This is a genomic window from Micromonospora sp. NPDC002717 (genome assembly GCF_040295705.1).
Classification (GTDB): Bacteria; Actinomycetota; Actinomycetes; order Mycobacteriales; family Micromonosporaceae; genus Micromonospora.
Window position 1 is genome coordinate 18,725 of record NZ_JBEOVW010000001.1, and the last position, 25,501, is coordinate 44,225.

Consider the following 25,501-nt stretch of genomic DNA (forward strand, 5'->3'; position numbering starts at 1 on the left):
GCAGCCCGATCCCGTCCACCATCCACTCACCGAAAGGGAAGAACGCTCGATGAACAAGGCACTGCTGGTTTCCGACGCGGTCCACTTCCGCGTCGACTACGAGATCAACCCGTACATGCACACCGCGATCCAGCCCGACCACGCGGTGGCGATCCTCGAACACGAGCGCATCGTCGCCGCGCACCGCGCGGCGGGGCGCCGCATCGAGTACGTGACGTCGGCGCCGGAGTGCCCGGACATGGTCTTCACCGCCAACGCCGCCCTGGTGCGGGGCCGTCGGGCCGTGCTGGGCGCACCACCACCGGAGCGCAAGGCGGAGCTGCCGTACTTCCAGGAGTGGCTGATCGACCACGACTTCGAGGTCCTGGAGGCGCCGTACCCGTTCAGCGGGCAGGGCGACGCCCTGGCCTGCGGCGACCTGCTGCTCGCCGGCTACGGCCAGCGGACCGACCGGCGGATGCATGCCGTGCTCGCGGGGGAGTTGGGCTACGAGATCGTGCCGCTGCGAACGGTGAGCCACCAGTGGTACGACCTCGACCTGGCGGTCGGGGTCGTCGAGCCGGGGCGAACGCTCGCCTACTGCCCGGAGGCCCTCGACGAGCCGAGCCGCCACCGGCTGCGCGGCCTCGGCATGGACCTGATCGAGGTCTGCGTCGAGGAGGCGACGCGCTTCGCGCTCAACCTGATCAGTGACGGCACCACCGTGACCATGACCAGGGGGGCGCCGCGGCTGGCGACCGCGCTGCGTGAGCGCGGCCTGCGGGTCGTCGAACTCGACACGACCGAGCTAGCCAAGGGCGGAGGCGGGGTCCGCTGCACCGCGCTGACCCTCGACAACCCGCTGCCGACGAGGCCGTGATGGCGATGGGGAACGTCGGTCGGCTGCTCGCCGCCGGCGGGCGGGCACTCGCCGGTCGTGGCCTGACGGTCCGCTCGCCACTGTCCGGGTCGCCGGAGCCGCCGGTGGCGCTGGTCTACCGGGGGCCGGCGACGCTGCCCGGCTGCCCGGAGGCGGTGGCGGCGCTGCTCAAGTCCAGCCGTTGGGGCTTCGACGTCCGGTACGTCGGCCCGGACGCGGACGACCTGCCGCTGACCCGGCGGGCCCTGGCCGGGGCGACGCTCTACGCCCAGCCCGGTGGCGGCACCCTCAAACGCGGCTACCGCCACCTGAAGCACCACCGCGACGAGATCAGGCAGTTCGTCCACTCCGGCGGGAGGTACTTCGGCATCTGCCTCGGCGGATACCTCGCGGGGGCCACGCCCGGCTTCGGCCTCCTGCCCGGGGACACCGACCAGTACATCGCCTCGTCCGCCGCCACGGTCGACTCGGAGCGGAACACCGTCGTCCAGGTCTCCTGGCGCGGCCGGCGGCGGACGCTCTTCTTCCAGGACGGCCCGTACTTCTGGCTGCGCCCGAAGGCCGAGGCCGACGTCCTCGCGACCTACCCGAACGGCACCGTCGCCGCGATGGTCGCCCCCTTCGGCGCGGGCCGGGTCGCAGTCGTCGGCCCCCACCCCGAAGCCACCGACGACTGGTACGTCGACGCCGGGTTGCCGATCGCCGACCGGCTCGGCACGGATCTCGGCTGCGACCTGATCGACACCGTGATGAGGCCATGACACCGACCGTTTACCTCAGCCGCGCCGCCCTGGACCGGGCCGCCGACGCTCCGCCCGCGACGTCCGGGCGCTCCCGACTGCTCGGCGTGGACGCCGCGCGTGGCGTCGCGCTGTTCGGGATGATCGCCGTGCATTCGCTGTACCAGTCCGACGCCCTGGGGCGACCGACCTGGTCGTTCACCATCTTCGGCGGTCGGGCGGCCGCCCTGTTCGCGGTGCTGGCCGGGGTCGGCATCGCGTTCATGACCGGTCGACGGCGGGTCCGCCTGACCGCCGGCGCGGGTCCGGTGGCGGCGCTCGTCGTCCGGGCCCTGGCCATCGGCGCGATCGGCTTGGCACTGGGCTACGCCGACGCGTCCCTGGCGTCGGTGATCCTGCCGTACTACGCGGTGATGTTCGTGCTGGCCATCCCGCTGGTGTTCCTGCCGACCTGGTTGGTGGCGTTCACCGGCCTGGCCGTGGCCGCCGGCAGTCCCGTGCTCCGCCAGCTCCTGCTGCCGCAGCTGCCGGAGCCGACCTACGACAACCCGGGGTTCGCGCATCTCGTCGACGCTCCCGGCGCGCTGCTCACCGAGCTGTCGATGACGGGGGAGTTCCCCGCGGTGACGTGGCTGGCGTACCTCTGCGCCGGGCTGGTGGTCGGGCGGTTGACCCTCACCCGGATGTCGGTGATCCTCGGCCTGCTCTACACCGGGGTCGCGCTCGCCTCGGCGGCGCCGGTGGTGTCGTGGGTCCTGCTGAACCGGTACGAGGGCCTGCAGCAGATCTGGTTGACGCAGCCGAAGAGCGGGTTGACCGTGGCCGAGACGAGCGGGCTCCTCGCGCTCGGCGGGGACGGCAGCACGCCGACCTCGACGTGGTGGTGGCTCGCGGTCGACGCGCCGCACACCAGCACCCCGCTCGATCTGCTCGGCACGATCGGGAGCGCGATCGCCGTGCTCGCCGCCATGCTGCTCCTCGGCCACGTCGCGCGGCGGGCGACCTCCGTGCTGCTGGTGCCCCTCGCCGCGGCCGGCAGCATGACGCTGACGCTCTACACCGCGCACATCGTGTTCATCAATTCCGACCTCGACACCCTCGAGCCCACGGCCGGATACGTCGCGCAGGTCGTGGCCATCACGCTGATCGCGACCGCCTGGTGGGCAACCGCGGGCCGCGGCCCGCTGGAAGGGCTCGTGACGCTGCTCTCGCGCGGCGCGGGTCGACTGGTCGCCCGGCCGGGCCGAGCATCGCGGGGCCGGGGCGGCATGTCGATGTACGCACCGCCTTCCGCCGACCGGCACGCGACCGCCTGGCGGCGCGGCTGAACGGCAGGGGTGCGACATGGGACGGACCATCTCGGGCCTGCTGCGGGAAGAGACCGGGCGGATCAGCCGGCGACGCCTCGTCGTCGGTGCCGGCGCCGCCGGCACCCTGGCCGCCCTCGCGTGGGCCGGCGTGTCGGCGGTCACCGGGAACGGCGACCGGCCGCTGGCACTGGTCTACCGGGGGCCGGCCGCCTGTTCCGGCTGCGCCGAGGCCGTGGCCGCCCTCCTGCGCAGCGCACCGGTCGGGTTCCGCACCGAATACTGCGGCCCGGGCGAGCAGCGGCAGGTCTCGCGGAGCACGCTGACCGACGCGGCGGTCTACGCCCAACCCGGCGGCGGCAACGTCGGCCCGGCCTGGCGCAGGCTGCGTGACCACGCCGAGGACGTCCGTGGCTTCGTCCGCGACGGCGGCCACTACCTCGGTTTCTGCCTGGGGGCGTACCTCGCCGCCGCCCGGCCCGGCTTCGGGCTGCTCGACGGGAAGGTCGACCAGTACATCAGGACGGCCGGGGCGAGCGTCGACAGCGTCGACGACGCGGTGATCCCCGTTCGGTGGCGCGGCAGGGCCCGGCACATGTTCTTCCAGGACGGGCCGACGCTCGAGCTGCGACCCGGGGCGCCGGGCATGGTGCTCGCCACCTACGACACCGGCGCACCCGCCGCCGTCGTCACCGCCTTCGGCGCCGGGCGGGTCGGACTCGTGGGACCGCACCCCGAAGCCGACCGGTCGTGGTACGCCGACGCCGAGCTGACCAACCCGGACGGCATCCGCCTCGACCTGGGCCACGACCTGGTGCGGAGCACGGTGGACGGGTGGGCCCCGACGTCCGGTGGGAGCTGATCGGCCCGCGCCGTCACTCGCGCCGGTGCTGCCGGGGCAGCCAGCCCATGAACCGGTCCTGGAGGGTGGTCCCGGGCGCCGGCGTCAGGTCCTGGGCGGCGGCCGCGAGGCAGGAGCCCAGGTAGACGCTGAGCATGGCGCGGTCGACCCGGTACTCCTCCAGCAACCGGGCGCGCTTGGTGGCGCACGGCCAGTCGGCGCCGCAGGTGCCGCAGGTCCAGCCCGGCGCCACCGGGGCGTGATCGTCCATGGGGGACTTTGAGCCTTCCACACCACCGGTCATCGCACTCCCTCTCCGGTTCACGTGGCGGCCCGCCCCCCGGCGGACCAGAGTCGACAATGGATGAGAGCCGTCCCCCCTGCGACGCCCCATTCAGCGCCACGGAACGCTACGGCGTTACGCGGTTGCGGTACGTTCACCAACCATGGCCATCGCGACGCTGACCGTGGACCAGGTGCTGGCCTGGCGGGCCGGCCGGCACCTGCTGCACCGACCGACGGGCGTGGACCCCGTCGACGTGGTCGGCCGGCTCGTCGGCGTGCAGGCGCAGGTGGCCTCCGCCGCCGAGCAGGCCGTCGCCGCCCGGCAGGCCGATCCCCGGCCCGGGGCGGTCGCGGCCGCGCTCGCGGGGCGTCGGCTGCTGCGCACCTGGGCGATGCGCGGCACCCTGCACGTGCTGCGCGTCGAGGACGCGCCCGCCTGCCTGTCCCTGCTGGCCGCCGGCCGGTTCTGGGAGAAGGGCTCGTGGCAGCGCACCTTCGTGACCGTGGACCGGCTCGCGGCGATCGCCGAGTCGGCCGCCGCCGCGCTGGACGGCCGGACGCTGACCCGGGAGCAGCTCACCGCCGAGATCGTGGAACGCACCGGCGACCGGACGGTCGCCGCACACCTCGACTCCGGGTGGGGGGCAGTGCTCAAGCCGCTGGCCTGGCAGGGCCTGCTGGTGCAGGGGCCGACCGAGGGAAACCGGGTCACCTTCACCCGGCCGGAGACGCTGCTGCCCGACTGGCCCGGCCTGCCCGACCCTGAGGAGGCCGCGTCCCGGGTGGTGCCGGCCTGGCTGGGCGCGTACGGGCCGGCGAGCGCGGAGACCTTCGACCAGTGGCTGAGCCGGGGCGGCTCGAAGCGGGCCGCGCTGCGCGGATGGTTCGCCCGGCTCGTCGACGCGGGCGTACTGGTGCCGGTGACCGTCGACGAGCGGCCGGCGTACGCCCGGGCAGTCGACGTGGACGAGATCGCCGCCGCCCGCCCCGACGACGCCGTACGCCTGCTGCCCGCCTTCGACCAGTGGGTGCTCGGGCCGGGCACGAAGGACACCACGATCGTCCCGGCCGACCGACGCGCCTCCGTCAGCCGGGCCGCCGGCTGGATCTCGCCGGTGGTGGTGCACCGGGGGCGGGTGGTGGGCACCTGGGAGGCCCGCGACGGCGAGCCGGTGGTGGACCTGTGGCCGGAGTCGCCGCCGGTGCCGGCCGGCGGGCTCGACGCCGAGCGGGCGCGCGTGGGGGCGTACCTCTCGGGGAGCGGCGATGCGTGACCTGCTGCCGCCGTCGGTGGCGGTGGCGGTGGCCGGGCCGGCGGACTGGACGGGCGAGTTGCTGCCGGCCGAGCGGGCGTGCCTCAGCGAGCGGGCGGTGGAGAGCCGCCGCCGCGACTTCACCGCCGGGCGGGTGTGCGCCCGCCGCGCGATGGCGGCGCTCGGCGTGTCCCCGGCCCCGGTGCCGGCGGCGGCCGACCGCTCGCCGGTCTGGCCCGCGGGCGTGGTCGGTGCCATCACCCACACCCGGGACTACTGCGCGGCCGTCGCCGCCCGCGGCGCCGAGGTCCGGTCGGTCGGCATCGACGCCGAGCGGCACAAGGAGCTCAACCCGGGCGTACGCCGGCTGATCTGCCTGCCCGAGGAGGAGGACCGGTTCGCCCGCCTGCCGGCGGGGACCTCCTGGCCGGCGGTGGTGTTCAGCGCCAAGGAGACGATCTACAAGGTGTGGCATCCGGTCGTCGGCACCTGGCTGGACTTCCACGACGCCCTGGTGGAACTCGACCCGGACGCCGGCACGTTCACCGCCCGCATCACGCCGGCCCGGATCGACGCCGCCCCGGTGGCCGACCCGCCGACCCTGGTCACCGGCCGGTTCAGCGTCGACGACGCCCTGGTGCGCACCGCCGCCGTGCTGCTCCCCCGCTGACCCGCCACGGGAGCCATGGCCCCTTCGACCCGGCACGGGACCCGTTCAGAGGACGACGCCGGGCCGCCGGAGACGCGAAGATGTTCCGTTGTCCGCGCACGGTAGCGTCAGCCGCGTTTGCCGTCGTCGTCAGGTGCCTAGGAGTACGGTGAGTCACCCCCAGCCCCCATACGGGCCGCAGGATCCCTACCAGCCGAGCCCGGAGCAGCAGCCGTACCCGCCGGCACCGCAGTTCCCCGCCAACCAGGGCGGTTACCCGCCCCAGCCGCCGGTCTCCGGCGGCCCCCAGCCCGCGGGCGACCCGTGGGCCCCGCTCCCGCCCGTGCCGCAGCAGCCGGCCAACGACCCGTGGGCCGCGCCCCAGCCGCCGGTCTCCGGCGCCCCGCAGCCGCCGGTGTCGGGCGTGCCCGGCGAGCCGTGGGCGCAGCCGCCCGTCTCCGGCGCGCCGCAGCCGCCGGTGTCCGGGACGCCGGGCGAGCCGTGGGCCCCACCGCACCAGCCGACGTCCGGGATGCCGCAGCCGCCGATCTCCGGCACGCCGTACCCGCAGGTGACGTCCGGCGCGCCCGGCTACCCGCTCGGCCCGCCGCAGCCGGTCGCGCCGCCGAACAACAAGAAGAAGACCGTCCTGATCATCGCGATCGTGGCGGTCGTGCTGACCCTGCTCTGCTGCGTCGGCGGCATCGCGGCGGTCGTCGCCGGCGCCGACAAGGCGAAGGACGACCTGGAGAAGGCCCTGCCCACCCCGGCGACCACCAACGCCGCGCCGGGCGGGGCGCCCGCCACCAGCGCCGCCCCGGGCAAGGACGACGAGACCTACAACATGAAGCCCGGCGACACGCTGGTCCTCTCCGACGACGAGGGGACCCTCGAGGTCACGGTCACCCGGTTCACCACCTCCACCAAGGGCTGCCGGGAGTACGCTCCGGACCCGGACAAGGGTATGTACCTGATCGCCCACGTCACCGCCACGGTGACCAAGGGCAAGGGCTCGATCAACCCGTTCTACTTCGAGTGGGTGGCCTCGGACGGCACCACGACCAACGGCCTGGCGAGCGCGCTCTCCGGCTGCGGCGACACGCTGAGCTCCGGCAACAACCTGCGCGAGGGCAGCAAGCGCACGGGCACCGTGGTGTTCGACGTCCGCGACAAGAACGGCGCACTGGAGTACAAGCACAGGTTCGAGAGCGCCGGCTCCTGGAAGCCGTAGTCCGCACCCGCTGACGGGAGGCCGGTCCCCTCGGGGGCCGGCCTCCCGCGCTGTCCGGAGCCGTTCCCCGCCGGCGTGCCCGGTGCGCGGTCAGCGGCCCTGCTCCAGCAGGTCGGCGACCGTGATCAGCGGAGTCACCAGGGACGGCACCAGGGCCGGGTCGTTCAGCCGGCCGCGCCGGTAGGTGATCAGCTCCGCGCCGCGCACGCTCCAGGCCGGCACCGCCCCCGCCAGGTGCGCGCCGATCAGGGTCGGCCCGACCAGGGCCTGCTGACCCGGGGCCGCCGCGCCCACCCGCCACTGCCGGTCGAACTCCTCGTGCCCGGTGGCGTAGCTGTCGCTGCCGAACAGCGCGCGTCCCAGCTTCGAGAACACGTGGCGCGGCGCGACCGCCAGCGGCGGGAACTGCCGCCGCAGCCACACCGAACAGACGACGTACGTGTGGGTCTGCGAGTTGGTCGTCTGGTTGCCGTCCGCCCCGGTCGAGGTGTGCGTCTCCGTGTACGCGTACTCGGCCACCCCCACCGGGCGACCGTGCAGCATCCCGGCCAGCGCGAACCGCACGCCCCGGCGGCTGCGGCCCGGCACCCGGTCGGTCCAGGCGACCTGCGGTCTCTCGGCGTACGTCCAGCCGTACCGGGCGGCCCACTGCCGCCACCGGTCCCGCCGTTCCCGCTCCTGACGGTGGGTCGTCACGACCAGCGCGGTGAGCCCGACCCCGAGGAGGACGGCGAACGCCCCGCAGCCGGCAAACAGGAAAACGCTCATCAATCGATCCACGGGCGGCAGCGTAGTGACCGCCCGCACGAGCGCCGGCCGTCGGGACGCCGGGTGGGGTTCGTCTCGACGCGATGCCTCGCCCTCGTCACCCGTAGTCGCGGCGACCCCTGATCCCACCCCTGTCGTCCACCCGGTTCGTTGAACCACCCTCCGGCGTGTTGTTCAGTTCCCACCGGTGCGGTCGACGATGACGGTGCTGAATCTCTGCTGGCACACCGAAGAGGGATCCACAGTGAACAGAGGGAAGACGGTCCTGCGCCGGATCGGCGCGACCGTGAGCGCGATGCTGCTGGTCGCCGGGGCCGTGGTCGTCGGGGCCACCCCGGCCTCGGCCGCGAACTACTACTACGAGCTGCCGTACCCGGCCGGCGAGTCCTACCGGGTCACCCAGGGGCCGGAGGGCACGTACTCGCACGTCGGCGCGTACAACGAGTACGCCTGGGACTTCGGGCTGCCGGCGAACTACGAGGTCTCCGCCTCCCAGGCGGGCACCATCATCATGTCGAACTGGTCGCCGTACTGGCAGAACGGCATCGAGGTGATCATCCGGCACTCGAACGGCCAGTGCACCCACTACGCGCACCTGAACCGGGCGATCTACAACGCCGGCACCTGGGTCCCGCAGGGCCGGGTCATCGGCTGGTCGGGCAGCACCGGCGCGTCCACCGCGCCGCACCTGCACTTCCAGGTCATCAACTGCAGCACCCGCGTGGGCATCCCCGCCACGCTCCAGGGCTGGACGCCGTGGACCGGCACCTGGCCGGTCAGCGTCAACTACTACGCCTGACCGACGACGCCCTCCCACGTGTCCTGCTCGCCCGATGACAGCGAGCAGGACACGTGGGATTCGGTGGCTTCACCGGACGACATGGACCGTCACACGGCGCGCCGGCCGGCCGCCGTCCCGGGCGACCGGTCCACGGGCGAGGCGTCGGTCCCGGCGTCGCCGGGGTCGTCTCCCCCGGCGAGGATCGTGGTCACCGCCGCACCGCGGTCGAGCATGGCCTTGCGGCTCACCGCGGCCACCAGGACGGCCGCCGCGACGAACAGCCACATGTCCCACGGCTGGGCGTCGGGCCAGACCGGGTTGTTCATCTGCGCGTGGAACAGGAACGGCACAAGCAGGCTCCCCCGTGCGGCGTTGAACATCGGCGTGAGGATGACGCTGATCGCCACGACCCCGAAGAAGAACGGCCAGAACGCCCACGCGGACTGCTTCGTCCCGCTCACCAAGAACGACGGCGTGTGCCAGACCGCCACCACCAGGCCGAGCAGGAGCCCGGCCCACAGCGGCGAGAACCGCCGCTGGAGCAGCGGCAGCGCCACGCCCCGCCAGCCGAGTTCCTCGATGGGGCCGATGAGGAACATCGCCAGCAGGGCCGGCAGCACGGCGTGCCACGGCGAGAAGGGAAACGGGTCGGTGAGGTTGCCCCTGACCGCGGCTCCGGCATAGAACACCGCGGGCATGCCGACGATCAGCACCAGCCACCACGACCGCGACATCCGCCACAACGCGAAGCGACGGAAGAAGGCGCCCAGGCCCGACATGCCGTAGTGGCGCCACACCATCAACACGCCCACGATGCCGGGTGCGTAGACCATGAAAATGAAGACCGGGTTGGTGTAGCCCATGGGCCCGAAGATGGCCTCGACCTTCGCCTGGAGCAGCACGTACAGCATGCCCGCACCCCAGGACAGGCCGAAAGTGGCGAGGAAGAAGGTGCGCAGCGACCGGAAGGTGAGGCCTGCCGCCCCCAGCTCGGTGGTGTTGCGACTGCTTATGGGTGTTCGGGCGGTCACGGTAGCCCCTCTATGACGAATCGGACACAGACGACCTGCCAGCCGTCTGGATCCAGCATTCCGACGCGGGCGGCGCGGGGGCATCGGGACCAACCCTGGTCGATCCCTGACCAGCCCCTGGTTCCGGCCGGACAAGGATTCGCGCGACGACCTGCGCGAACGCGGACCCCGTCCACGGAGGCACCGGCGTCGGAAAAAGGCCCGTTCCGGCCGAGGGCACTCAGCCGGCGCTCAACCGCCTCGGTGACCGGCCCCAGCCGCTGATCGGGGTTTTCACCGAGGGGCGGGCGGGGACGCAGGTCGGGAGACGCGGACAGCACCCTGGTCCGCCGAAGCGACAGGGAGGCGACATGAGCCTGGAGAGGGCGAAGGACAAGGTCGAGCGGGTCGCCGGCGCCGCCAGGGCGCGGATGGGCGACATGGCACAGGGCGAGCGGGCGCAGGCGGAGCGGGTGGCGAAGCGGGACGAGATACGGGGCAACCAGCCCGGCGAGCACGTTCAGGAGGACGCTCGGGACGCGCGGGACAACTTCACCACCTGACCCGGCACGTCGCCACGCCCCCGGCCGCGCGCCGGGGGCGGTGCTCCATGTCGGGGGCTAGCCGGAGAAGTCGCGTCGCGGGTCGAAGCGCCCGATGGGGTGTGCGGTCGCGCCGCTCGTCGCCAGGTCGGCGAGGATCTCCCCGACCACCGGGACGAACTTGAAGCCGTGCCCGGAGAACCCGCACGCGACGGTGACCTGCGGGTGCCACGGGTGCGTCGCGATCACGAAGTGCTGGTCCGGCGTGTTGGTGTACATGCAGGTCGCGGCCCGCAGGAACCGGCCCGGAAGGGTCGGCAGGACCCCGGCGAGATGCTGCTGCATGTCCTGCACCTCCTCCGGGTGCACCTGCCGGTCGATGGTGTCCGGCGTGCAGAGCGCACCGCCACGGAAGAAGGCCACCTTGGCACCGCCGTCGGGCCCGTCGATGGCCGGGAAGCCGTACACCTGCGTGCCGGCGGCGTCCTCGTGGATGTAGATGGGTTGCCGCCCGGGCTCGAAGGGGCCGACCCCGGTCTCCGGCTGGAACCAGTACATGATCTGCCGCTCGACCGTCAACGGCACGCCGAGGTCGGCGAGGAGTTCGGGCGCCCAGGCACCCGGGCAGACGACGAGCCGGCCGGCGGTGTAGGAACCCTTCTCGGTCGTCACGCGTACGCCGCCCTCGGGCAGCGCCTCCCAGCGCGCCACCGGCTCGCCGTAGCGCAGGTCGGCGCCGTGCCCGGCGGCGAGGTCGAGGTGAGCGGCGACGGTCGCCTCGGGGCGTACGAAGCCCGCCTTGGCCTCGAAGAGCGCCAACTCGTCGTCCCGTGGACTGAACGTCGGAAAGCGGCGGCGCAGCTCACCCGCGTCGAGGATCTCGTGCGGCAGGTCCCACTCGCGCGACGCGCGCAGGCTGCCGGCGAAGGTGAGGCTCTCCGGTCGGCCGACGAACACCCCGCCGGTGAGCGAGATGATCTCCCGCCCGGCGTCGTGTTCCAGCCTCTCCCACAGCTCGTACGCCCGGAGCAGGAGCGGCACGTAGGCCGGGTCCTCGAAGTACGACTGCCGGATGATGCGCGAGCCGCCGTGGCTGGACCCCCGGTCGTGCGCCCGCCCGAACCTCTCCAGACCGAGCACGCGCTGCCCCCGCGCGGCCAGGTGGTAGGCGGCGCTGCTGCCCATCCCACCGAGCCCCACGACGATGACGTCGTAGACCGACATGTCCGCTTCCTCCCGCCTTCGGGCATCATCGGCAAACGGCGCAGATGAGCAGGGGCTGATCTACCTCACGATGCATCCCACGCCGCTGCCGGACTAGCTCGCGGCCAGCCCCATCGACCCTGCGGTCGCCGACTGCCTGCACTTCGCTGCTGCACAAGATCCAAAAAGGCCGTCTCCCGCGATGGGAAACGGCCTTCGAACTGGGTGGAGCTGAGGGGATTTGAACCCCTGACCCCCTCGATGCGAACGAGGTGCGCTACCGGTCTGCGCCACAGCCCCTCCGCCGGCGAACCGGCGTCGGTCCCACCCGGCTTTCACCGGGCGGGCCGGCGACAAGGCTAACAGGTCGACCGCCCCCGCCGCGAATCCACCCCCGGCGCGGCGGGATCTTGGCGAGAACCGGCCCACGGAGGACCGGATCGGCGACGCCGGAAGCGGACATCCCGGCCACGCCGGAAACGGACATTCAGGCCGAGTGGGTGCCGCGACCGGACTGGTACGGGCGGCCGCGCAGGCCGCCCGTGCGCCGGTAGGACACGGAGCCGCCGTTGGCCGCCGCGGGCAGGTCGGCCGGCCGGTCCAGGCCCATCGCCGCGCGGCGCACCACCTCACGCTGGGCCGCCAGCCGGCGCTGGGCCTCCCGGCGGGCCGCCGCCCGACGGGCCTGCTCCCGCCGCACCTCGGCCTGCCGGGCGGCCAGCCAGGCCGCCTCCCGGGCCTGCGCCCGCCGCCGCCGGCGATCCGCCACCGCCCGCGCCCGCAGGTGTACGACGTACGCGACCAGCAGGGTGGCGGTGACCCCGAAGCTGATCCAGAAGCCGGGGCCGACCACGATCACGCCGATCAGCTCGACGAAGTTGAGCAGCAGCAGCGCGGCGAGCACCCGGCGCCGGCGGTAGACGGCGGGGGTGTGCTGCCGGCGGGGCGGCGGCCGGCGGCGGGTCTTCCTCTTCCCGGCGGGCGGCACGGCGCGCAGCCGGCTCGACCGGCGGGCGGCGGGCGGCGCGGAGACCGGGGCCGCGAGACCCCCCGCGTCCTTGCTCTCGCTCAGTGTGACGACGAGGGACCGGGGCGGGTGGACCGGCCGCCGCCCCGGGACAGTACGGCGCCGCCGGCGGCGCTGGAGCACCCGCGCCGTCGACTGCGCCCGCTCCGCCACCAGCCGCTCGGTGGCGTCGTACCGGCGGACCAGCGCCGGCGCGAGGGCGAGCAGGCCGGCGGCGGCGAGGACGGCGAGGAGCACCGAGGTCGGCACCCTCACCCCTCCCGTCACCGAATTCGGAGCAACCGCCGCCCGACCGCAGGATCTTCCACCGAGCGTGGTCGGGTGCGTGGATCGTACGGGTGGAGCAGCGCTTGCCACAGCTTGCAGTCACTTGAGGTTACGGGCCGCCGACGCGGATGGTGACGCGCCGCGCCGATCCCGTCCGTGGGACGACTCACCCCGCGATGGCGCGGATCCGGTGCCAGCGGCCCAGCAGGCCGCCCTCGGCGGCGACCTCCTCACTGGTCATCGCGTATCCGATGTGGTCCCGCCACGCACCGTCGATGTGCATGTAGCGCACGTGGTACGACTCCTCGCGGAAGCCCAGCTTCTCCACCACCCGGCGGGACGGCCGGTTCTCGGGGCGGATGTTCACCTCGACCCGGTGCAGTCCGCCCGGGCCGAAGGCATGGTCGACGGCGAGCGCCAACGCGGTCGGGATGATGCCGCGACCGGCCACCCGGGAGTCGACCCAGTAGCCGACGTACCCGGAGCAGAACGCCCGCCGGACGATGCTGCCCACGTTGAGGTGGCCGACCAGCCGCTCCCGGCCGTCCTCGCGCAGGCAGACCGCGAACGGCATCCCCTCGCCGCTGCGCGCCGACCGGCGCTGGTCGCGGTGCACCCAGCGGAACGCGGCCGGCGAGTTCAGCTCGTGCCAGCTTCCCGGCAGGGACGACTCCCACGGCGCGAGCCACTCCCGGTTGGCACGGCGCACCTCCGACCAGGCGGCGGCGTCCGCCCGCCGGTAGGGCCGCAGCACCACCGGGCCGTCGGCCAGCACCGCCGGCCACCCCGGCGCCCGCCCACCCCCGAACAGATTCACCGCGTCAGCTTCCGCTCACGACCGCGTCACCGCAAGCGCACTCCCGCCCGCACCGCACCGTCCGTCCAGCCGCGCCCGGGAGGCCACGCTCACCGGCGCCGGTCCAGCAGGAGGACGTCCACGGTGGACCCGGCCGCCGCGGTGGTCACCCGCTCGCCGAGCACCAACAGGCCGTTCGCCTCGGCCAGCCCGGAGAGGGTGTACGGCCCGCCGTTGAGCGGCTGGACCGTGTATCCGCCGCCGCGCCGCTCGGCGACGTGCGCGGGGCGGAACTCGCGCAGCCCGACCGGCGACGAGATCGTCTCCAGCAGGTGCGCGCGAACGCTGGGCCGGAACACCGGTTCCGCCCCGGCGAGCAGGTTTATCGCCGGGCGGGCCAGCACCTCGAAGCCGATCAGGGCGGCGCCCGTGTCGCCGGGCAGGCACACGACCGGCACCTCCTCGGCGCCGACCGTGCCGAAGCCGAGGGAGGTGCCGGGATAGAGCGCCACCTCGGTGAAGGTGACCGGCCCGGCCCGGGCGCCCTCCCGGCGGGAGAGGATCCGCCGCACCATGTCACCCGGCCCGGTGCCGGTGCCCCCCGTGGTGATGATCAGGTCGGCGCGCAGCGTCTGGTCCTCCAGCAGCCCGCGCAGCCCCTCCGGGTCGTCGTCGCAGATGCCCACCCGGTACGCCAAGGCGCCCACCTCGGCCGCCGCCGCGGTGAGCGCGTGCGAGTTGGCGTCGACCGTCTGGCCGGGCTGGCTGCCCCGGCCCACGTCGACCAGCTCGTCGCCGGTGGCCACGATGACCACCCGGGGGCTGGGCCGGACCACCAGGTGCCCGATGCCGGTGGCGGCGAACACCGCGACCAGCGCCGGGGAGACATAGGTGCCGGCCCGGGCCAGCAGGGTCCCGGCGGGCAGCTCCTCGCCGGCCCGGCGCACCCCGTACCCGCGTTTGGGGACGCGGAAGATCTCCACCGCGGCCATGCCCTGGTCGGTCCACTCGACGGGGACCACCACGTCCGCGGCGAGCGGCAGCGGCGCCCCGGCGGCGACGGAGAAGCACGCGCCGGGGGTGAGCCGCACCGGGCGCCAACTCGCCGCGCCGAGGTCGCCGACGACGTTGAGCCGGACGTTGCGCCCGCCCGGCCCGCCGGACTGGGTCGGGACGTAGCCCACGCCCCGACCGCCTCCGGAGATGTCCTCCCAGCGGGCCGCGTACCCGTCCACGGCCGCCTGGTCGAAGGCCGGGAAGGAGTGCGGCGCGACGACGTCCTCGGCGAGGACGTTGCCGTGCGCCTGGGTGAGGTCGAGGTCGAGCGGAGGCAGCGCGCGTAACCTGCGCAGCACGCTGCCCAGGTAGTCGGCGAGCGGCGTCAACTCGTTCGCGGCCGCCTCGGCGTCGGCCGACGCTGTCATGTACCAGTCACGCCCGACACGTCGGAGTTGACGAACTCGGCCAGCCACTTGCGGAACTCGCCGCCGAGGTCGTCGCGCTCGGCGGCGATCTGCACCACGGTCTGGAGGTAGCCCAGCGGCATGCCGGTGTCGTAGCGGGTGCCCCGGTAGACGATCGCGTGCACCGGCGTGCCCTCGTTGCGCAGCAGCTCCATCGCGTCGGTCAACTGGATCTCCCCGCCGCTGCCCGGCTTCGTGCGCCGGATCGCGTCGAAGATGCTGGCGGGCAGCACGTAGCGGCCCAGCACCGCGAGGTTGCTCGGCGCGTCCTCCGGCTTCGGCTTCTCCACCATGCCGGTGACCCGGACGACCTCGCCGATGTCGGTCAGCTCCGCCTCCGCCGGCTCGACCGAGGCGATGCCGTAGCGCTTGGTCTCGGAGGGGTCGACCTCGAAGAAGGCCAGCACGACGCCGCCGGTGCGCGCCTGGAGCTCCAACATGGCCGGCAGCAGCGGCTCGGACTGCTTCACGAACTCGTCACCCAGCAGCACCGCGAAGGGCTGGTCGCCGACGTGCGACTCGGCGTACCCGACGGCGTGGCCGAGGCCGAGCTGCTCGGGCTGCCGGCAGGTGTAGATCTCGGCCAGCTCGCTGGGGCGGCGCACGGCGGCCAGCCGCTCGGCGTCGCCCTTCTCCTCCAGCCGGGCCTCCAGGTCGGGGCGGCGGTCGAAGTGGTCCACCATCGACGTCTTGCCCCGCCCGGTGATCAGCAGGACGTCGCCGATGCCGGCCTGGGTGGCCTCCTCGACGATGTACTGCAGCACCGGCCGGTCGACCACCGGGAGCAGCTCCTTGGGCACCGCCTTCGTGGCCGGCAGGAACCGGGTGGCCAGTCCGGCGGCCGGGATGACTGCTTTGACCGCACGGGAGCGACCGGTTGCGGCGGTCGCCGTTGAGGGGTTCGCTGAGTGCTCCGACATGTCGCGAGACTATCGGCCACGGCTCTGCCGTGGAGGGTGAGGACCGGAAGACGCGCCGCCGCTCGTGCCGGGCCGCGCGGGACCGGGTCCGGCCGGCGCGGCCCGGGGCTCGGCCCCAGGCCCGGCCGGCGCGCCGCGCGGCTCGGCGTCGACCGGATCGGCCGGTTCGGGGCGGGTCCGGGCCGGCTGGCGCGGGGCGCCGGCGCGCGGCATCCCGTCCTCGGGGCTGACCGCGCCCGCCGGGACGGGGATCTCCCGGGCCGGCTGGTCGGCCCGGCCGTGGGCGACCGGCTCCTCGCCGGCCCGGCCGCCGCCCGCCCGCTCCCCGCCGGCCCGAGCGGCGTCCGCCCGCTCGTCGTCCGCCCGGCCCGGGTCCGCCCGCTCGTCGTCGTCGGCCCGGTCGTCGGCGATCCGCCAGGTGTCCCGGCCGGCCGCCTTGGCGGCGTAGAGCGCGTCGTCGGCGGCGTCCAGCACCTCCTGGCCCGTGCTGGCGTGGCCGGGATAGACGGCGATGCCGATGGAGACGGTCACCGCGATGGCCACGGGCGCGCCGCCGCCGTGCCCGTCGGCCGCGATCGGGGCCTCCCTGATCGCCGCGCCGAGCCGCTCCGCGACGATCGCCGCCCCCCGGGCGTCGGTCTCCGGCAGCAGCACCACGAACTCCTCGCCGCCCTGCCGGAAGGCCAGGTCGACCTCGCGGATCTCGCCCCGCACCCGGCGGGCGAACTCGGCCAGCACGGCGTCGCCGGCCGCGTGCCCGTGCGTGTCGTTGACGTCCTTGAACCGGTCCAGGTCGAGGGCGAGGACGCTGAGCATCCGGCCGAACCGGTTCGCCCGCTCGACCTCCCGGCGGATCGACTCCCGCAGGTAGCGGTAGTTCCAGAGCCCGGTCAGCGGGTCGGTCAGCGAGAGCCGCTGCGCCTCCTCGTGCACCCGCACGTTGTCCACCGCCACGGCGGCGTGGCCGGCGAAGGTCCGCAGGGTGACCAGGTCGTCGTCGTCGAACTCGTCCGCGCCGAGCCGGTCGTAGAGGGCCAGCACACCGAGCGCCCCGGGCGAGGAGACCGGCTCCGACGACCCGGGCCGGGCGGGCGGGGCGTCCGCGCGGGCGGCGTCGACCGGGCCCGTAGCGCCCGGGGCGGCGAATGGCACCGCGACGTACGTCCGGCAGCGCGGCTCGCCCGGCGGCACGGCGGAGGGCTCCGCCCGGCCGCGCTGCGGCTCGCCGGTCGCCGCGACGGCCCCGAGCACGCCGCTGCCCAGCGGCACCCGCAGCGGCCCGGCCCGCTCGTCGGGCGGGCAGCGGCCGTCCAGCCCCTCCGCGCACTGCGCCACGAGCACCCCGCCGTCGTCGACCAGCAGCACCGCGCCGGCCCGGGCGCCCGTCGCCGCGATCGCGCTGTGCAGGATCACCCGCAGGATGCGTTGCAGGTCGTGCGTGCTGGCCAGGGTGTCCCCCAGCACCGCGAGGTGCCCGCGCAACTGGTCACGGCTGCTGGTCAGCGCCGCCACGTAGGTGCCGGTCTCCCGGGTCATCCGGTTGAACGCGCCGGCCAGCCGGCCGATCTCGTCGCGGCTGCGCACCGGCACCCGGACGGTCAGGTCGCCGAGGGCCACCCGGTCCACCGCGCCCGCCAGTTCCACCAGCGGCCGGGTGGTCACCCGGGCCAGCCGCCCGGCGGCCACCACGGCCAGCAGGGCCGCCACGAGCACCGCCGCGACCAGAGCGGCGTACAGGCCGGGCGGCTGGTCGCTGGGGACCGAGAGCACGAGCGGCAGGGGCTGCCCGGCGGACGGGCCGACCCGACGGACGTACCGGCCGTCGGCGGTCTCGGTGACCCGCTCGCCGTCGACGGTGCCGGCGGCGGCGAGCACGGCGTCGCGTACCCCGGTCGACTCGGTGGAGTGGGCGAGCCGGACGGGCACCTCGGCGTCGTCGAGCAGGGTGACCGCCACGCCGGTCACGGCCGCGAGCCGCGCCACGAAGGCCGGGTCGACCGGATGCGCCGCGGCGACCGTGCCCAGCGACCCGCCGGACCGGTCGCGCAGGTCGACCCGGACGGCGAGCGCCCGCACCGGACCGGCGGCCGGCGCGGCGGTGGAGCAGTCCCGCCAGGGCTCCGGCGGCCCGCCCGGCGAGGCGTAGGTGACCCGGCCGGCCACGTCGGTGACCCGCACGGCGGCCGCCAGGCCGCGGCTGACCACCTGGCCCGCGGCGCCGGGCCGGTCGCCGGTCAGGGCCACCGCGTCGGCGGCGGCCCGCAACTGCTGGCAGAGGGCGTCGACCGACGTGCGCACGGTCGCGGCGGCCACCGCCAGCCGCTCGGTGGACCGACTCCGGTCGACGGCCACCACGGTCGAACCGACGAAGAACGCCCCGAGCAGGACCGGGCCGAGCACCACCGCCAGGAAGGCTGTGGTCAACCGCCCGCGTAGCGTCACTCGGTCCCCCCGGAAGTTCCGCCGCCGTCGCTTGCGATGCTGACACAGAGCAACCAGGTGGCAAACGTTGCGTCAGGAGTGTTGCGTGCCCGATTTTTCTCATGAAGCGGAAGCGGCGAAGCGGGACGTGCGCGCCGCCGTGCTCGCCGCCCGCCGGGCGCTGACCGCGCCGACGCGGGCCGAGGCCGCCGGGCGCGTCCAGGCCGAGCTGGTGGCTCTCGTACGCCGGCTGCGCCCGCGCCGGATGACGGCGTACGTGCCGGTCGGCTCCGAGCCCGGCGGGCCCGACCTGCCGGCGGTGCTGCACGCGGCGCTGCCGCCGGGGGCCGAGCTGCTGCTGCCGGTGCTCTGTGCCGACCTCGACCTGGACTGGGCGGCCTGGGCCGGGGCGGACGCGCTGGTGGCCGCCGGCCGGGGCATGCGCGAGCCGGCGGGGCCACGGCTGGGCCGGGACGCGGTGACGGCGGCCGAGCTGGTGGTGGTGCCGGCGCTGGCGGTGGACCGCCGGGGGCTGCGGCTGGGCCGGGGCGGCGGCTCGTACGACCGGGCGCTGGCCCGGGTGCCCGCGACCGCGCTGACCGTGGTGCCGCTGCACGACGGGGAACTGGTCGGGTCGCTGCCCGCCGAGCCGCACGACCGCCCGGTGCGCGCGGTGGTCACTCCCGCCGACGGCCTGCGTACGCTTGACGCCGCCCCCCGGGACGCGGCGGGTCGCGCCTGAGGGCGGCGGTGTCGCGCCCCACACTTCCGCTGGACGAATCCGGGGGCGATGACGCACCATTGGCACTCGAAGACGTCGAGTGCCAACCGGCCGTGCCAGATCCGGAGGAGAACGTGCCCACGTACCAGTACGCCTGCACCGCGTGCGGCCACCAGCTCGAGGCGGTGCAGTCCTTCTCTGACGAGCCGCTGACCGAGTGCCCCGCGTGTGAGGGGCGGCTGCGCAAGCTCTTCAACTCGGTCGGCATCGTGTTCAAGGGCTCGGGCTTCTACCGCACGGACTCCCGCACCTCGGGCAGCGACACCGGCAGCGGCGGCGCCAAGCCGGCGAAGTCCGACTCGTCCTCCTCCGGCGGCGACTCCGGCTCGTCGAGCGGCTCGACCGCCGCCTCGTCCTCGTCGTCCTCGGCGCCCTCGTCGTCGTCCAGCTCGAACGGCTCCGGCGGCGGAGCGAGCAAGACCCCGGCCGCCAGCACCGCCAGCGCCTCCTGACGCACGCCGCATCCTGTCCCGGGGCCGGCCCCGCCCGCCCCGGGCACGTCCCGCCGTGCAGGCCACCGGTGTAGGGCCACGACCCCCGCCTCCTGGCTCGCCGTCTCAGGTCCCTGGTCGACCGCGGCGGCATATCGGACCCGCCTGGTCGCACCCGGTCGGCGCGACGGGTGATCGCGGTCGCCGGCAGGCGGTTGTCCACAGGGCCGCCCGCGTCATCCACAGGTCCGGGGGGCGTTGTCCACAGGCCGCCGGGTTTCTCCACAGGCGCGGAAGCGGGCCCGGGTGCCTGCGGGTCGCGCGGAAGCGGCCCGGAATACCGGCAGGTGCGCGGAAGCGGCCCGGGGTGCCGGCGGATCGCCTGGCAGCCGGTTCAGTCCCAGTGCGGCGGGCGCTCCGCGAGCAGCCAGTCGTCGTTGCCGCCGGAACGCTCGCCCCAGCCCCGGTCGGTGTCGTCGGCGGTCTGCTCGGGCAGCACCACGAAGTCGTCGCTCAGGTCGACCGTACGGTCGTCGTCGCCGCGTACCGCCGGCGTCGGAGGAAACTCGGTGCTCACGAGCGGCAAGACTAGCGCAGCCGCGACCGGGTCACCGCGTCGAACCAGGTCCGCCACGGTGCCCCGGTGCCCCGCCGACACCGCTGGCCGGGGGGCGTCCGGCCACGGCTGACCAGACTGTCCGGCCACAGCTCGCCAGGCTGTCCGGCCACGGCTGACCGGGGTGTCCGGCGCCGACCCGCCGGTGGGCCGGCCGCGTCCGACCGGTCACCGGGGCGGAGCGTTGGTAGCGTCGGACGGCGTGACGACCCCCACCTCCGGCAGCGCCCCGGACGAGTACTGGCGGCGGCCCGACACCACGCCGGAGCAGTCCGGGACCCGGGCCGCGTCGACGCCGGCGCCCGGGGGCGGCTACGTGGGCCCGCCGGCCACCACCCCGCCCCCGGCCGGGTGGCGACCGCCGGTGCACCTGCGACCGCCACCGCCCCGGCGGCTGCCCCCGCAGGACATGGCCGGGCTCGACACGGCGGAACAGCGGGCGCAGCGGCTCACGTACGGCGTCGGCGCGCTGGCCGGCGCGGTGCTGGTAGTCCTGATCTGCCTGCTCTGCTCACGCCTGATCTTCTGACCCACCCCACCCTCACTCCCCTAGCGCGATCTTGCGGTTACCGCAGTGGCGAAGCGCGCGAACGGGGACGGAAGGCGGGCCGAGAGCGCAGGATCGCGGAGGCCAGGGGCGGGTGTCAGAGGGTGTTGCCCCAGACCGCCTCGGCGCCGGAGTGGCCGGTCAGGTAGGTGTAGACCAGGCTCACGACGCCGAGCGCGACCACCACGACCGACAGCACCGGCGTGAGCCAGGACGGCAGCCTCGGCACGCGCGGGTGCCCGCTCGTCACCACGAGCAGCAGCAGCGACGCCACGGCCAGCGGCAGGGCGTACCAGAACAGGATGTCGCCGTAGCGCGAGTGCTCGAGGATCTGGTCCACGATCGGGCCCTGCATGCCCCGGGCCAGGAACGCGTCGTTCAGCTCCTCGCCGGACTCGACCGCGACGAAGGCCGTCACCGGCGCCGCCACGGCGAGGATCGCCACCGCCCAGTCCAGCCGGGGCCGGAACCGGGGCAGCGCCACGTACGCGGCGGAGAGCAGGGCCAGCAGCGGCACGAGCACGACGACCGCGTGCACCACCAGCACGTGGGCCGGCAGACCCAGGATCTCCTTGAACATCCACACCTCCGGCGTACGTGGTCGCGGGTTGCCAGCGTACGGTGCGCCGGCCGCCCCGCCCAGAACTCTCGATCCGCTACACGCGCCCCGGACCGGTCCGGTTCACCGCCCGGACGGGCAGGCCGGCTGTGGCCGGGGCCACCCTCTGCCGGAGGCCGGTTGTCGACCCGGTCACCGCGTGCTGTCATTGACAGATGTCCGGCGGGGAGGAGCTGCTCCGGTCGAGGGGCCTGCGGGTCACCCGGCCGCGCCTCGCCGTGCTCGACGTACTGGCCGCCGGCGGCCACCTCGAGGTGGACGAGATCACCCGGCGGGTCCGCGAGCGCCTCGACTCCGTCTCCACCCAGGCCGTCTACGACGTGCTCGGCGCGCTGTCCCGGGCCGGGCTGTCCCGCCGGATCGAGCCGGCCGGCAGCCCCGCCCGCTACGAGGCGCGGGCCGGGGACAACCACCACCACGTGGTCTGCCGGGGCTGCGGCGAGATCGCCGACATCGACTGCGCGGTCGGCAGGGCCCCCTGCCTGGACCCGGACATCGCCCACGGGTTCGAGGTCGACGAGGCGGAAGTGACCTTCTGGGGCCTCTGCCCCACCTGCCAGGCCCGCCGCTCCGCTGACGACTGACCCGGCCGCGCCGGATCCGCCGCGCCACCGACGCCTGACCGCCCCGCAGGCCCTGGCTCTGCCGCTGCGCCGACAACCGACCGTTCCCGCCGACGACGGGACGGCCGACGGGCTGACGTCCGTTGCCCGGGGCGGAGGGTCGCGGGGCATGGCACGCTTGGTCGGTGGACTCCGATGACCTCGGTCTGTTCGGTCCGGGTTCGGTCACGTGGAAGGTGCACGAGGAGCCGATCCTGATCGTCGCCGGCCTGCGTTCGCTCTACCTCCAGGCACTGCATCCCCGCGCGATGGCCGGGGTCGCCCAGAACAGCGACTACCGCTCCGACGCCTGGGGTCGCCTGGTCCGCACCGCCACCTACGTGGCGACCACCATCTACGGCACCACCGCGGAGGCGGAGGCCGCCGGGCGGCGGGTACGCCGGCGGCACGCCCGCCTGCGGGCGGCCGACCCGTCCACCGGGGAGGAGTTCCGCGTCGACGACCCCGACCTGCTGCGCTGGGTGCACGTCACCGAGATCGAGTCGTTCCTCGACACGGCCCGCCGGGCGGGGCTGCCGCTGACCGCCGACGAGATCGACGGCTACTACACCGAGCAGCGGCGCGCCGCCGCGCTGGTGGGCCTCGACCCGCAGACGGTCCCCGGCACCGCCGCCGAGGTGGCCGACTACTACCGGCGGATCCGCCCGGAGCTGCGGATCACCCGCGAGGCGGCCGAGACGGCGCTCTTCCTCACCGCCCCGCCGATCCCGTGGAAGCTCAGCCTGCCCGCCCGGATCGGGCTCAACCTGGGGCCGGCCCGCTGGGCGTACTTCGGCATCGCCGGCACCGCGTTCGCGCTGCTGCCGGCCTGGGCCCGGCGGCTGTACGGCGGCCTGGGCCTGCCGACCACCGCGCTCTCGGCCGACCTGACGGTGCGGGCGCTGCGGCTGACCCTCGCCGCGGTGCCCCGCCGCTGGCGGGAGGGGCCGTTGCAGCAGGCCGCGAAGGAACGCGCCGCCCGCCTCGCCCGCACCCCCGCCTGAACCGTTCAGTCCCGGCCGGGCAGCCGGTCGGCGGGCTGCTCGACGGCCGCCCACGGCTCCTTGCCGGGCGTCTGCGCCCCCGCCGGGCAGGTGCGCCGGTAGTCGCACCAGCCGCAGCGGGGACCCGGCGTGGTGGGGAAGGCGTCGTCGGGGTCGTCCCCGTCGACGACCGCCCGCTCGGCGGCCATGATGTCGCGCGCGGTCTCCTCGGCCCGGGTGAGCTGCCGGGCCAGCGACTCGACGGTGTGCTCGTGCGCCGCGACCGTGCCGGTGGGCAGGTGGTGCAGCTCCACCCGGCGGCACGGCCGGCGGAACACCCGCTCGGCGGCGTACGCGTAGAGCGCCAGTGCCTGGGAGCCGCGCGCGTCGTCGGCGTCCAGCCCGGTGCGGCCCGTCTTGTAGTCCACGATGACCAGCTCGGGACCCTCGGGCCCGGGGCGGGAGTCGATCCGGTCGGCCCGGCCGTTGAAGGCCAGCACCCCGGTCTTGACCGCCACCACCCGCTCCACGCCGAGCGGGTCGACCCCCGGCTCCAGGGTCTCGACGTAGGACTCCAGCCAGCCCAGCGCCCGCCGGTAGGCCGCCCGCTCCTGCTCCTCGTCGCGGTAGCCCTCGCGCACCCAGGTGCCCTTGAGCAGCGCGGCGAGCGCCTCGGGGCGGCGCCGCTCGGGGCTGAGGGCATACCAGTTCTTCAGGGCCGTGTGCACGCTCGCGCCGAGGGAGTTGTGCGCCCACGGCGGGCCCTTGGGCGGGGCCGGGCGGTCGACGTAGGAGTAGCGGTAGCGCCGGGGGCAGTCCGCGTAGGCGCCGAGCTTGCTGGGGGTGCAGACGAAGAGCCGTTCCGGCATGCCCTCGAAGCCGAGCTGCTCGGGCTGGTCGCCGCGGGGACGGGGCGCCCGGCCCGCGGCGGAGGACCGTCCGGCTGAAGAGGCTCGTCGCACACCTGGATCCTGCCATCCGGCCCCGACAAACCCGGGCGCCGGTCAGGCCATGTTGGCGTACTGGGTCACGAAGGCGGCCACCGCGTCCGCGATGAGCTGCACCGCGATCGCCGCGAGCAGCAGGCCGGCGATCCGGGTCAGCACCTCGATCCCGCCCGGGCGCAGGATCTTGACGATCCCACCGGAGAACCGGAGCACCACCCAGACCGCGACCATCACCGCGACGATCGCGGCGGCGATGGCGGTGTAGTCCGACCCGCCGTCGGCCTGCTGGACGAAGAGCATGGTGGCGACGATGGCGCCGGGACCCGCCAGCAGCGGCGTGCCCAGCGGCACCAGCGCGATGTTCGAGGTGACCTGCTGGCTCGGGTCGTCGGCCTTGCCGGTCAGCAGCTCCAACGCCACCAGGATGAGCAGCAGGCCGCCGGCGGCCTGCAACGCCGGCAGGTCGACATGCAGGTAGTCGAGCAGCGTCTGGCCGGCCACCGCGAAGATGACGATCACGCCAAGCGCCAGGGCGACGGCCTGCCAGGCCGCCCGGTTGCGGTCCCGGGCCGTGAGCGGGCCGGTCAGCGCCAGGAAGATGGGCATCATGCCCGGCGGGTCGACGATCACCAGCAGGGTCACGAAGACCTCACCGAACAGCTTGGCATCCACGTGATCAACGTAGCCGCGCCGACGGAGACTGAAACGCGGATCAGCCGGAAGCGATCCCGGTCACCCCGCTCGCTTCGGCGAGGATCCGTTCGTACGCCTCCGGGTCGGTGGTGAACGCGCCGAGCCGGACGGTCTTGTGCGTGCCGTGGAAGTCCGACGAGCCGGTCACCAGCAGGCCCAGCTCGCCGGCGAGGGCGCGGACGTGCGCCCGCTCGGCCGGGGAGTGGTCCTCGTGGTCGGCCTCCAGCCCCGCCAGGCCCACCGCGGCCAGGTCGGCGATCAGCGCGTCCGGCACGATCCGCCCCCGCCGGGTCGCCCGGGGGTGGGCGAAGACCGGCACGCCGCCCGCCGCGCGGATGAGCCGGACCGCGTGGAAGACGTCGATGTCCTCCTTCGGCAGCCGGTAGCGCTCGCCCAGCCAGTCCGGCCCGAACGCCTCCGTCGTGGTGGCCACCAGGCCGGCCCGGATCAGCGCCTGGGCGATGTGCGGCCGGCCCACCGAGCCGCCCGCCGCGCCGGCCAGGATCTCCGGCCAGTTCACGTCGATCCCGTCGGCCCGCAGCAGCGCCACGATCCGCTCGCCCCGCTCCTCCCGCGCGGCTCGCACCCGGGCCAGCTCGGCGACCAGCTCCGGGGCGTCCGGATCGAAGAGGTACGCCAGCAGGTGCAGCGCCACCGCCGGCTCCTCGCCGTACCAGCGGCAGGAGATCTCCGCCCCACGGACGAGGCTGAGCCCGGCCGGCAGCGCCCGCAGCGCGGGCTCCCAGCCGGCGGTGGTGTCGTGGTCGGTGATCGCCACGACGTCCAGCCCCGACTCCGCCGCCGCCCGCACCAGCTCGGCGGGGCTGAGCGTGCCGTCGCTGGCGGTGGAGTGGGTGTGCAGGTCGATCCGCGGGCGCGCGCTCACCGCCCCGACGCTACCGGCCACCGCCGACGCCCG

Annotated in this window: 28 protein-coding genes and 1 tRNA gene; 13 read left to right on the forward strand and 16 right to left on the reverse strand. The window is 74.8% G+C overall.

Going from position 1 to position 25,501, the window contains the following annotated elements:
• The first annotated feature begins 49 nt into the window (after positions 1–49).
• The 4 genes from ABT006_RS00070 to ABT006_RS00085 are packed head-to-tail and all read left to right on the forward strand — an operon-like array spanning position 50 to position 3,768.
• Positions 50–859: a dimethylarginine dimethylaminohydrolase family protein gene (locus tag ABT006_RS00070; protein WP_350701412.1), complete on the forward strand. Its 810-nt coding sequence runs from the start codon at positions 50–52 to the stop codon at positions 857–859.
• Positions 859–1,620, forward strand: a complete 762-nt coding sequence (locus tag ABT006_RS00075; RefSeq protein WP_350701414.1) for a BPL-N domain-containing protein — start codon at positions 859–861, stop codon at positions 1,618–1,620. Before ABT006_RS00070 ends, ABT006_RS00075 begins: the two co-directional genes overlap by 1 nt.
• Positions 1,617–2,927, forward strand: a complete 1,311-nt coding sequence (locus tag ABT006_RS00080) for a heparan-alpha-glucosaminide N-acetyltransferase domain-containing protein (RefSeq protein WP_350701416.1) — start codon at positions 1,617–1,619, stop codon at positions 2,925–2,927. Before ABT006_RS00075 ends, ABT006_RS00080 begins: the two co-directional genes overlap by 4 nt.
• A gap of 16 nt (positions 2,928–2,943) precedes the next feature.
• Positions 2,944–3,768 (forward strand): BPL-N domain-containing protein, encoded by an 825-nt coding sequence (locus ABT006_RS00085; RefSeq protein ID WP_350701418.1) that lies wholly within the window; start codon positions 2,944–2,946, stop codon positions 3,766–3,768.
• A gap of 13 nt (positions 3,769–3,781) precedes the next feature.
• On the opposite strand, the gene ABT006_RS00090 is transcribed toward ABT006_RS00085, so the two are convergent.
• Complete coding sequence (locus ABT006_RS00090; protein ID WP_350701420.1) at positions 3,782–4,018, reverse strand: hypothetical protein; 237 nt, start codon at positions 4,016–4,018, stop codon at positions 3,782–3,784.
• A gap of 175 nt (positions 4,019–4,193) precedes the next feature.
• On the opposite strand from ABT006_RS00090, the gene ABT006_RS00095 reads away from it, so the two are divergent.
• The 3 genes from ABT006_RS00095 to ABT006_RS00105 all read left to right on the forward strand — a co-directional run bounded on the left by ABT006_RS00095 (position 4,194) and on the right by ABT006_RS00105 (position 7,165).
• Positions 4,194–5,306, forward strand: a complete 1,113-nt coding sequence (locus tag ABT006_RS00095; protein WP_350701422.1) for a DNA glycosylase AlkZ-like family protein — start codon at positions 4,194–4,196, stop codon at positions 5,304–5,306.
• Positions 5,299–5,955: a 4'-phosphopantetheinyl transferase family protein gene (locus tag ABT006_RS00100; RefSeq protein WP_350701424.1), complete on the forward strand. Its 657-nt coding sequence runs from the start codon at positions 5,299–5,301 to the stop codon at positions 5,953–5,955. Before ABT006_RS00095 ends, ABT006_RS00100 begins: the two co-directional genes overlap by 8 nt.
• 148 nt (positions 5,956–6,103) lie before the next feature.
• Positions 6,104–7,165 carry a DUF4352 domain-containing protein gene (locus ABT006_RS00105; RefSeq protein ID WP_350701425.1) on the forward strand — a complete coding sequence of 354 codons (1,062 nt, stop codon included), beginning with the start codon at positions 6,104–6,106 and terminating at the stop codon, positions 7,163–7,165.
• Between the two features lie 90 nt (positions 7,166–7,255).
• Here ABT006_RS00105 and ABT006_RS00110 read toward each other — a convergent pair whose 3' ends face one another.
• On the reverse strand, positions 7,256–7,933 hold the full coding sequence (locus ABT006_RS00110; protein WP_350701426.1) for a hypothetical protein: 678 nt from the start codon (positions 7,931–7,933) through the stop codon (positions 7,256–7,258).
• A 244-nt stretch (positions 7,934–8,177) separates the two neighbouring features.
• Here ABT006_RS00110 and ABT006_RS00115 point away from each other — a divergent pair, with 244 nt between their 5' ends.
• Positions 8,178–8,732 carry a M23 family metallopeptidase gene (locus ABT006_RS00115; protein ID WP_350701427.1) on the forward strand — a complete coding sequence of 185 codons (555 nt, stop codon included), beginning with the start codon at positions 8,178–8,180 and terminating at the stop codon, positions 8,730–8,732.
• Between the two features lie 89 nt (positions 8,733–8,821).
• Here the strand turns inward: ABT006_RS00115 and ABT006_RS00120 are convergent, their stop codons facing one another.
• The gene (locus ABT006_RS00120; protein WP_350701429.1) at positions 8,822–9,745 is read right to left on the reverse strand and encodes a CPBP family intramembrane glutamic endopeptidase; all 924 of its coding nucleotides are present in this window, start codon (positions 9,743–9,745) and stop codon (positions 8,822–8,824) included.
• 350 nt (positions 9,746–10,095) lie between these two features.
• Between ABT006_RS00120 and ABT006_RS00125 the strand changes: the two genes are divergently transcribed.
• Positions 10,096–10,287 carry a general stress protein CsbD gene (locus ABT006_RS00125; RefSeq protein ID WP_350701431.1) on the forward strand — a complete coding sequence of 64 codons (192 nt, stop codon included), beginning with the start codon at positions 10,096–10,098 and terminating at the stop codon, positions 10,285–10,287.
• Between the two features lie 57 nt (positions 10,288–10,344).
• Here ABT006_RS00125 and solA read toward each other — a convergent pair whose 3' ends face one another.
• The 7 genes from solA to ABT006_RS00160 all read right to left on the reverse strand — a co-directional run bounded on the left by solA (position 10,345) and on the right by ABT006_RS00160 (position 18,384).
• Entirely contained in the window at positions 10,345–11,490 is a 1,146-nt protein-coding gene (gene solA, locus ABT006_RS00130; RefSeq protein ID WP_350701433.1) for an N-methyl-L-tryptophan oxidase, read from the reverse strand.
• A 205-nt stretch (positions 11,491–11,695) separates the two neighbouring features.
• Positions 11,696–11,769, reverse strand: a tRNA-Ala gene (locus ABT006_RS00135).
• Between the two features lie 187 nt (positions 11,770–11,956).
• The gene (gene sepX / locus ABT006_RS00140) at positions 11,957–12,751 is read right to left on the reverse strand and encodes a divisome protein SepX/GlpR (protein ID WP_350701435.1); all 795 of its coding nucleotides are present in this window, start codon (positions 12,749–12,751) and stop codon (positions 11,957–11,959) included.
• Between the two features lie 178 nt (positions 12,752–12,929).
• The gene (locus tag ABT006_RS00145; protein ID WP_466021992.1) at positions 12,930–13,538 is read right to left on the reverse strand and encodes a GNAT family N-acetyltransferase; all 609 of its coding nucleotides are present in this window, start codon (positions 13,536–13,538) and stop codon (positions 12,930–12,932) included.
• A 131-nt stretch (positions 13,539–13,669) separates the two neighbouring features.
• Entirely contained in the window at positions 13,670–14,983 is a 1,314-nt protein-coding gene (locus ABT006_RS00150) for a molybdopterin molybdotransferase MoeA (RefSeq protein WP_350701438.1), read from the reverse strand.
• A complete protein-coding gene (locus ABT006_RS00155; protein WP_350701440.1) occupies positions 14,980–15,942 on the reverse strand; it encodes a UTP--glucose-1-phosphate uridylyltransferase in 963 nt (320 codons plus the stop codon). Before ABT006_RS00155 ends, ABT006_RS00150 begins: the two co-directional genes overlap by 4 nt.
• Before the next feature lie 9 nt (positions 15,943–15,951).
• Positions 15,952–18,384, reverse strand: a complete 2,433-nt coding sequence (locus ABT006_RS00160) for a diguanylate cyclase (protein ID WP_350701442.1) — start codon at positions 18,382–18,384, stop codon at positions 15,952–15,954.
• 85 nt (positions 18,385–18,469) lie between these two features.
• Between ABT006_RS00160 and ABT006_RS00165 the strand changes: the two genes are divergently transcribed.
• Positions 18,470–19,105: a 5-formyltetrahydrofolate cyclo-ligase gene (locus ABT006_RS00165; protein ID WP_350701444.1), complete on the forward strand. Its 636-nt coding sequence runs from the start codon at positions 18,470–18,472 to the stop codon at positions 19,103–19,105.
• A 268-nt stretch (positions 19,106–19,373) separates the two neighbouring features.
• On the opposite strand, the gene ABT006_RS00175 is transcribed toward ABT006_RS00165, so the two are convergent.
• Together ABT006_RS00175 and ABT006_RS00180 are read right to left on the reverse strand one after the other, a co-directional pair.
• Positions 19,374–19,601: a hypothetical protein gene (locus ABT006_RS00175; protein ID WP_350702739.1), complete on the reverse strand. Its 228-nt coding sequence runs from the start codon at positions 19,599–19,601 to the stop codon at positions 19,374–19,376.
• 368 nt (positions 19,602–19,969) lie between these two features.
• A complete protein-coding gene (locus ABT006_RS00180; protein WP_350701446.1) occupies positions 19,970–20,152 on the reverse strand; it encodes a hypothetical protein in 183 nt (60 codons plus the stop codon).
• Positions 20,153–20,393: 241 nt separating this feature from the next.
• On the opposite strand from ABT006_RS00180, the gene ABT006_RS00185 reads away from it, so the two are divergent.
• Positions 20,394–20,720, forward strand: a complete 327-nt coding sequence (locus ABT006_RS00185) for a hypothetical protein (RefSeq protein ID WP_350701448.1) — start codon at positions 20,394–20,396, stop codon at positions 20,718–20,720.
• A 115-nt stretch (positions 20,721–20,835) separates the two neighbouring features.
• On the opposite strand, the gene ABT006_RS00190 is transcribed toward ABT006_RS00185, so the two are convergent.
• Complete coding sequence (locus ABT006_RS00190; RefSeq protein WP_350701449.1) at positions 20,836–21,318, reverse strand: DUF2231 domain-containing protein; 483 nt, start codon at positions 21,316–21,318, stop codon at positions 20,836–20,838.
• A gap of 194 nt (positions 21,319–21,512) precedes the next feature.
• On the opposite strand from ABT006_RS00190, the gene ABT006_RS00195 reads away from it, so the two are divergent.
• Complete coding sequence (locus ABT006_RS00195; protein WP_350701451.1) at positions 21,513–21,941, forward strand: Fur family transcriptional regulator; 429 nt, start codon at positions 21,513–21,515, stop codon at positions 21,939–21,941.
• Positions 21,942–22,105: 164 nt separating this feature from the next.
• Positions 22,106–22,963, forward strand: a complete 858-nt coding sequence (locus ABT006_RS00200) for an oxygenase MpaB family protein (RefSeq protein ID WP_350701452.1) — start codon at positions 22,106–22,108, stop codon at positions 22,961–22,963.
• A 5-nt stretch (positions 22,964–22,968) separates the two neighbouring features.
• Here ABT006_RS00200 and ABT006_RS00205 read toward each other — a convergent pair whose 3' ends face one another.
• From ABT006_RS00205 to ABT006_RS00215, 3 genes are all read right to left on the reverse strand, one after another.
• Positions 22,969–23,811, reverse strand: a complete 843-nt coding sequence (locus ABT006_RS00205) for a RecB family exonuclease (RefSeq protein ID WP_466021993.1) — start codon at positions 23,809–23,811, stop codon at positions 22,969–22,971.
• A 135-nt stretch (positions 23,812–23,946) separates the two neighbouring features.
• On the reverse strand, positions 23,947–24,561 hold the full coding sequence (locus ABT006_RS00210; protein ID WP_350701455.1) for a MarC family protein: 615 nt from the start codon (positions 24,559–24,561) through the stop codon (positions 23,947–23,949).
• A gap of 40 nt (positions 24,562–24,601) precedes the next feature.
• Entirely contained in the window at positions 24,602–25,468 is an 867-nt protein-coding gene (locus ABT006_RS00215; protein ID WP_350701456.1) for a PHP domain-containing protein, read from the reverse strand.
• Positions 25,469–25,501 lie beyond the last annotated feature (33 nt).